At 44.1% G+C, this 6,078-nt stretch carries 6 protein-coding genes; 4 read left to right on the plus strand and 2 right to left on the minus strand.

Translation table 11 applies throughout. From position 1 onward, the window contains the following. The 4 genes from BWI97_RS28780 to BWI97_RS26315 form a co-directional block, all read left to right on the plus strand. Nucleotides 1–259 (plus strand): hypothetical protein (locus BWI97_RS28780; RefSeq protein ID WP_233208072.1); only part of this gene is annotated, 259 nt, incomplete at its 5' end. A 331-nt stretch (nt 260–590) separates the two neighbouring features. After that, a complete protein-coding gene (locus tag BWI97_RS26305; RefSeq protein ID WP_233208073.1) occupies nt 591–1,190 on the plus strand; it encodes an MCP four helix bundle domain-containing protein in 600 nt (199 codons plus the stop codon). Between the two features lie 165 nt (nt 1,191–1,355). Further along, the gene (locus tag BWI97_RS26310) at nt 1,356–1,856 is read left to right on the plus strand and encodes a response regulator (RefSeq protein WP_102203423.1); all 501 of its coding nucleotides are present in this window, start codon (nt 1,356–1,358) and stop codon (nt 1,854–1,856) included. 437 nt (nt 1,857–2,293) lie between these two features. Then, nucleotides 2,294–2,719 carry a response regulator gene (locus tag BWI97_RS26315; RefSeq protein WP_094808856.1) on the plus strand — a complete coding sequence of 142 codons (426 nt, stop codon included), beginning with the start codon at nt 2,294–2,296 and terminating at the stop codon, nt 2,717–2,719. A gap of 502 nt (nt 2,720–3,221) precedes the next feature. Here the strand turns inward: BWI97_RS26315 and BWI97_RS26320 are convergent. Together BWI97_RS26320 and BWI97_RS26325 are read right to left on the minus strand one after the other, a co-directional pair. Beyond that, nucleotides 3,222–5,162, minus strand: coding sequence for a glycoside hydrolase family 97 protein (locus tag BWI97_RS26320; RefSeq protein ID WP_102203424.1), 1,941 nt, complete (start codon nt 5,160–5,162; stop codon nt 3,222–3,224). Nucleotides 5,163–5,537: 375 nt separating this feature from the next. Then, nucleotides 5,538–5,900, minus strand: a complete 363-nt coding sequence (locus BWI97_RS26325) for a hypothetical protein (protein ID WP_146011067.1) — start codon at nt 5,898–5,900, stop codon at nt 5,538–5,540. Nucleotides 5,901–6,078: the final 178 nt, after the last annotated feature.

Genomic DNA, 6,078 nt, shown 5'->3' on the forward strand with positions numbered 1-6,078 from the left:
GTTTTGTTGTAAATCCGTTCGTGCCATAGCTGAAGGAAAAGTACACCAACCGTTAGGTAAGTCAGACAGTAGAAAGATGGAAAGGCTTACTATGGTTCAGATTGACCCAGTTAAAAACAGAAATTCACTGAATTTTGAATCTAATCTGGTAAAAAATCCGCCAAAAATTTATAAAGCAATCGTTGAAGTGAAATGCGTAACAAAGCTAAAAATAGCTTTAATTACGGCAACGGACCAATCTATAAACGACGTACTGTAAAAGAATTTTAAATCAAAATTCGCTTTTTCATAATTGTTTTCAAACGCCTAACTAGTTGATTTTTCTGGTAAAAGTATTCTTTGGGGCGGTTTACAGAAAGGTAATCTGTATCTGACAGGATTTGCCAAGTGGTCTTTTGTATTTCCTATAAAACGATCTAAAAAGTAAACATCATGCTCGTAAATGGTCGTCATTTCAGTCGCTATTGCTTATCTTGGGCATCAAGCTTACAGAATTGCAACACTAATTTTATCCCGTCCCGATGGCCGGGCAGATCCATTATGATCAGCTTTAGATTTGCTCAACTACCATCGTTAGCTTCGTTTATAGTATGGAAAAACCTCGTAATAACCCAATCCTAAGAAATTCTCTATTGATTGCCAGCTTATTGGGCTTAATCCTGACCAGTATCTTTCTCAGTCGACGTAGTGTTAATCAGATTCAGCAAGCCTCGGTCTCCATTTATAAAGATCGCTTGGTTCCAACGGCTATTATTGCTAAACTAACCTCACAGGTGTATAGCAAGCGGCTCCTGCTCGAGTCCTATATGCTTGGCAAAACCAAGCCGGAACCCAACGCCGTAACCTATGCTCTGGATCGTTCCAATCGCCAGATCGATTCACTAATGACAGAGTTCGTTGCAACCAATCTGACCCATAAAGAGGCCGAGCAGTTTGACTTACTCAAGCAACGGCTGGAAGTTTACAACCAATTAGAGGGAGACCTGACCAGGAACCTGACGGACTCGCCGCAAGCCCAACAGATTCTCTTCGTCGGAAGGGGCAATACGGCCTTCAGTCAGGTCATCCAGACACTGACGGATTTATCGGCTTTACAAGTGAAAGTTGGTCAGGAATTGCTGAACCAATCCAATGGTCAGTCGAACTACATTTATGTCTTAACCGCCCTGCAAATTGGCTGGTGCTGTTAATTTCACTGGCTCTTTTCTGGAAGCTTTAGTGAAAAATAGAACTTTTGGCTAATCGTAAGTTTGTAATAATACGGAACTAAGCGAGTTTTTTTGCAATCAGTCTGTTAGGTAAGCTATACGTTGCTAAAATCACCCCGTTTTCACGTTCCGAACCTGGGGTGATTTTTGTTTGTTTTTGATGAAAGCGTTTTCTTGCATGATTTTTTAGCAGGCACCAGTTCTGGTGCCTTTTTATTCGTGTCCGTTATGCCAAACCCTACCGTTTTAATTGTTGAAGATAATCCTGATTATCAGGAGTTGCTGAAAATAGGTTACGAGCGAAGTCAGGCAGCCTTTCAGTTTGAAGTGTGTTCTTCTGCGGAACAGGCCCAGCAATACTTGCAACAACCGATCTACCGGCCTTTGTTGATTTTACTGGATTACGACCTGCCCGGAATTAATGGTCTTGAGTTGCTCACTGAACTGAAAGAATCGCCCCGGTATCATCATGTACCCGTGTTGATGTTTTCTATGTTTACTTCTGAAGAGCTGAAAAATCAGGCCTACGAGCGGGGCGTGAATGCCTATTTAAGCAAACCCGAGGATCTGAGTGAGATGCTTCACTTCTGGTCTTCACTGACGATGTTTTGGTCCCGCGGTGCTCAAATACCAACTGTTAATGACTAACCCAGTTTGAGTGATCTCCTTGTTATTTGATAATCGTTGATTATTCTCCTACCTTTGACTGGTTCTAAGGGTAAATGGAATGTCCGTAGTCAAATCCATGAGTTATTTGCGATAGTTTTAATGAGAGACGATTCGTTGAATTACTACGTTTAGCAACACATTCCCTGTTCACCGCCCTTTCTATACGAAAGCAGACCTTTGTTTTTCGCCTGAAAAAAGGAACAGCTTACCCTTTTCTGCTTCGTTCACAAAAAGCAGCTTCGGAGAGAGAGTCTGAGCGTTCCCCGGTGTATACCGTGCAACTAACTATGATCTTGAAAAAGCTTTTGATTGAACGAGTTAAGCTTTTTCGAGTAAAACAATTTCGTATAAAATTCATCAGCAGATACTAAGGGTCTCGACAGCCCCGCTCCATAAGTTCCTAATTGCTTTAGTATATGGCAGAAACATCATTTTTAATAGTATCCGCGGAAGATGACGAAGATGATCGTTTCTTACTTAGGGAATCTTTTAATGAAGCTCCCCGAAACTTTGTTTTGGAATTTGTGAATAACGGCGAAGAAGCCTGGCAACTCCTGACGCAGGCGGGTACCTGGCCTTCTTTGTTGCTGCTCGACATTAACATGCCCGGTTTGACGGGTTTGTCCTTACTGGAGCGAATTAGAAAAGATGAACAGCTGAAAACCTTACCCGTTTTAATTCTGACGACTTCTGAGGATTCAAAAGTGATTCAGACCGCTTACCGACTCGGCGTAAACGGATATGTAGTGAAACCCAGTCATTACGTAGAGTTGAAAGATTTTTGGGATAGTGTACAAAAGTTCTGGTTACAAACCACTCACTTGCCACAAAAACCTAGTTAAGTAAAACACGATATGTCAATAAAGGCTCTTCAGACACGACCTGAAGAGCCTTTTCATTGGCTGGTAAGCGTAAATAGGTTGATTGAAGCAGCGTGGGTTCAGGCCTAAGCGAAAACCCTTGAGTTCTGGATTTACGGGCTTCCATGCCGGGTCCGCGACCGTGGACGAATTCACTCTGGCAGCAATCTCCAGTGTATACGCTTGCCTGACGGGCAACGTAGATTAGGATGAGTATAAAGAAGCTAGTTCATACGAGCCGATACTTGTTCGGGCAATACAAAAACGGTCTACTGTTTCCAGTAAACCGTTCTGCTACCTGGCCAGCCCCCTGGGCCGGTAGTAATGCTCTTCATAAACTGAATACAGCTATACGGATACTTTGCTCAACCAGAGTAAACCCAGGGTAAGGATTATAAAAGTTTTAAATTGAAATTCAAGCTAAACACTACCTCGCATCACAAACGATGGACTGTTTGGAAAGTATCAATAAGAAAAAGGAAGATTAATGGATTACAAACCCGCCATTAGGCTGTATCTCAACCGTTAATTCACCATTCTGCTTGATCTGAACTTCTTTTGTGTAGGTTTCTTTAGAGGCGTTGTCATTGCATAGCTGAGCCTTTTTCCCCGCCAACATGGGTAGCTGGATTTTCAGGGTCAAAGGGTCTTTTTGGGCATTGACGCCCGCGATGTACCACTGGGTTCTGTGGCGGCGGGCAATCACGGCGTATTGGCCCGGATAACCATCTACGTAAACCGTCTCGTCCCAAACGGTAGGTACTTTCTTCAGGAAGTCGAGTTCAAAGGCAGGTACATCGGTTAAGTTATTGGGCGTAAGTCCAAACATCTGAACCGGGTTCTGGAAAAGCACAGCCGTGGCCAATTGGAAAGCGTCCGTCGTTAAACGCTTGTTACGCTCTTTGTTACTCTTGGTGAGGTATTTATTAAGCAATACACCACCAAATTCCATACTGCCCACGGTATTCCGAATGAAAGGATGTAAAGAAGCGTAGATAGCCTCATTGTTGCGAGTATCCTGCGAGAAAATCAGCATCTCCGAAGCCAGTACTGCTTCGCTACCCACATAGTTTGGGTACATGCGTTCCCAGCCTCGGGGCAAGGTAGTACCGTGAAAATCAACCATGATGTGATAATCATTCGCATCGGAAAGAATGTCCTCGTACAAACGCATGGTTTCCTGCTTATCTCCGCCAAAAAAATCTACTTTGATCCCTTTTACCCCTACCTGTTGCAGCCACTTCATTTCTTTTTTTCGTTCAATGGCCGTACTCATTTTATTGTGGGGTCCTTGGGGTGCATCATTAGCGGATCCGTTGGAATTGTACCATAAAAAGGCTTCAACGTTCTTGGAGCGAGCATAGTCGAGCAGTTGAGCCATGCGTTCTTTGCCAATCTTCGTGTCCCATAGGGCATCCATCAGGATATACTCGTAGCCAAGCGTACTGGCCAGATCGATAAATTTTACCTGATCCTCGTAGTTCATACTGGCATCCTGCCACACAATCCAGCTCCAGGTTGCTTTTCCATATTTGTAAGGCTTGGAAGCCTGATACAGGGGTTCTACCAGATCAAAAGGAATCGTGGTTTCTACAATCGGTTGCAGGTTCTGACCCACGGTAATGGTTCGCCAGGGGGTAGCACCGGGCAGGGCGACGGCCGCCCCGGAACTACCAAAACCGTTGTTCTGGGCCATACTCGGATACGCAATGGTGTATAGTCCATCCTGATACTGACTCAAATGCGAAGCACAAAACTGACTGCTTACTCCGGTTTCAGACAACAATACCCAGCCCTTGGTTCCCATGCGAAACAAACCAGGAAACACATATCCTTCGGGCCGTGAAGGCTGACCGGTCATAGTTGCGTCGATACTGTATCCACTTTCGTAACTAGGGGTAGTACGGGCAAAACCCGCCATGGGCTTCATGTTGGGAGAAAGAAAGGTGGTTGTGACCGATGGAAACCGGTAGCCCGTTAGTTCTTTCTCAACGACACAAACCGTACGGTCCTTCCAGCGTGGCAGTTCATACCGAAAAGCCACATCGTGGTCACTGACCTGAAAAACGATGCTGATTTTATTTTTCTGGGCATTCTCGAAGTGACAAACGAGTTTATTCGCCGTGTAATGAATGGCTGACTTCTTAATTCGATCCTGCGTATACTGCTTGTCTACGTTGGATTCCTCTTTGCTCAGAAACGTTAGCCCAGTGGAGAAATCGGCTTCATTCGTTACTAGCCCCAACGGAGATTCTTCAAGCATTGGCGTGCCTTTGTATGTCACTTTATACGTGAGCTTTTCCGCCTGTAAAGAGAGGCTGACTACGAGGGACTTGTCAGGACTTTCAGCTGTAATGACTTGAGCGAATAGACCCTGAAAACTAAGGATCAGGCTTAAAGCAAGGGTAGCAAACCAGAATTTCATTGAACGAATTTTCAGAAGGGTTTGAAGAAATAACCAGGACCCTCAGTACTGAATCATGGCAAATACATTCGACCACCTACGATAGAATGGTGCCGTTTCACCCAATTAGCGAAACGTTTCGTATGCTGAAGATTCAACTACCAGAGAGGCTTTATTCAGGGCAATCGTGTGAAATAGATGCCTGCAAAGTACCTGGTTTCAGGGTAACAGGGCCAGCGGTGTATTGACGAATAGTGACTATATTTTGATAATTTATTAGCTTTTACTCTGTTTTTTTGGTAAAAATTATAGAATAGTACCTGAACATTGTTCAAAGATTACAATCGTTACCAGACATGTAATCTACATTCAATACTCTTTTATTGCTTAGATGCATTAGTTCTCAGTCAACTGGCTAATTAGATCAGCGATTTGATTATGTAATTGTTCATAATCAACCGTACGTTCTTTCGTTTTAGCGGCGAAAACGATGTACAAACGAGCGTTTCGCTCCCGTTCTTTGACCTGACCGTTTCTGACGCGTCGTTTTACTTTCCTGGTAATTCGTTTGGAGGCCTCGAGTGTAAAGTATCCCTTTTTGCCTCGATGCAATTTTAACTCATCAGTTTTAATCGGTTGCTCGAAATCAATGTAATACAGGTCAGGAGTACTCCAGCTACCGTAGATTTTCATTTGTTCACTGACGTAGAGTTTGAGGCCCTGGGTGGCATTGACATGCGTATCATACCTGAAGCCCATGACTCCCCCGGTAAAGAAGGCATGTTCTTTGATCAGTCGTGCAAGTATGAGGCGTTAGCCGAACGGGAGCCAGACACGTCCGTGGACTGGTACTGGGCCGAAGCATTCGAAATAGAGGCAGAACGCCATTAGTAAACCAAAGAAAAGGCAAGAAGCAGGGTGTGGGGATTTCATACAG

Source organism: Siphonobacter sp. BAB-5405 (genome assembly GCF_002872335.1).
Taxonomy (GTDB): domain Bacteria; phylum Bacteroidota; class Bacteroidia; order Cytophagales; family Spirosomataceae; genus Siphonobacter.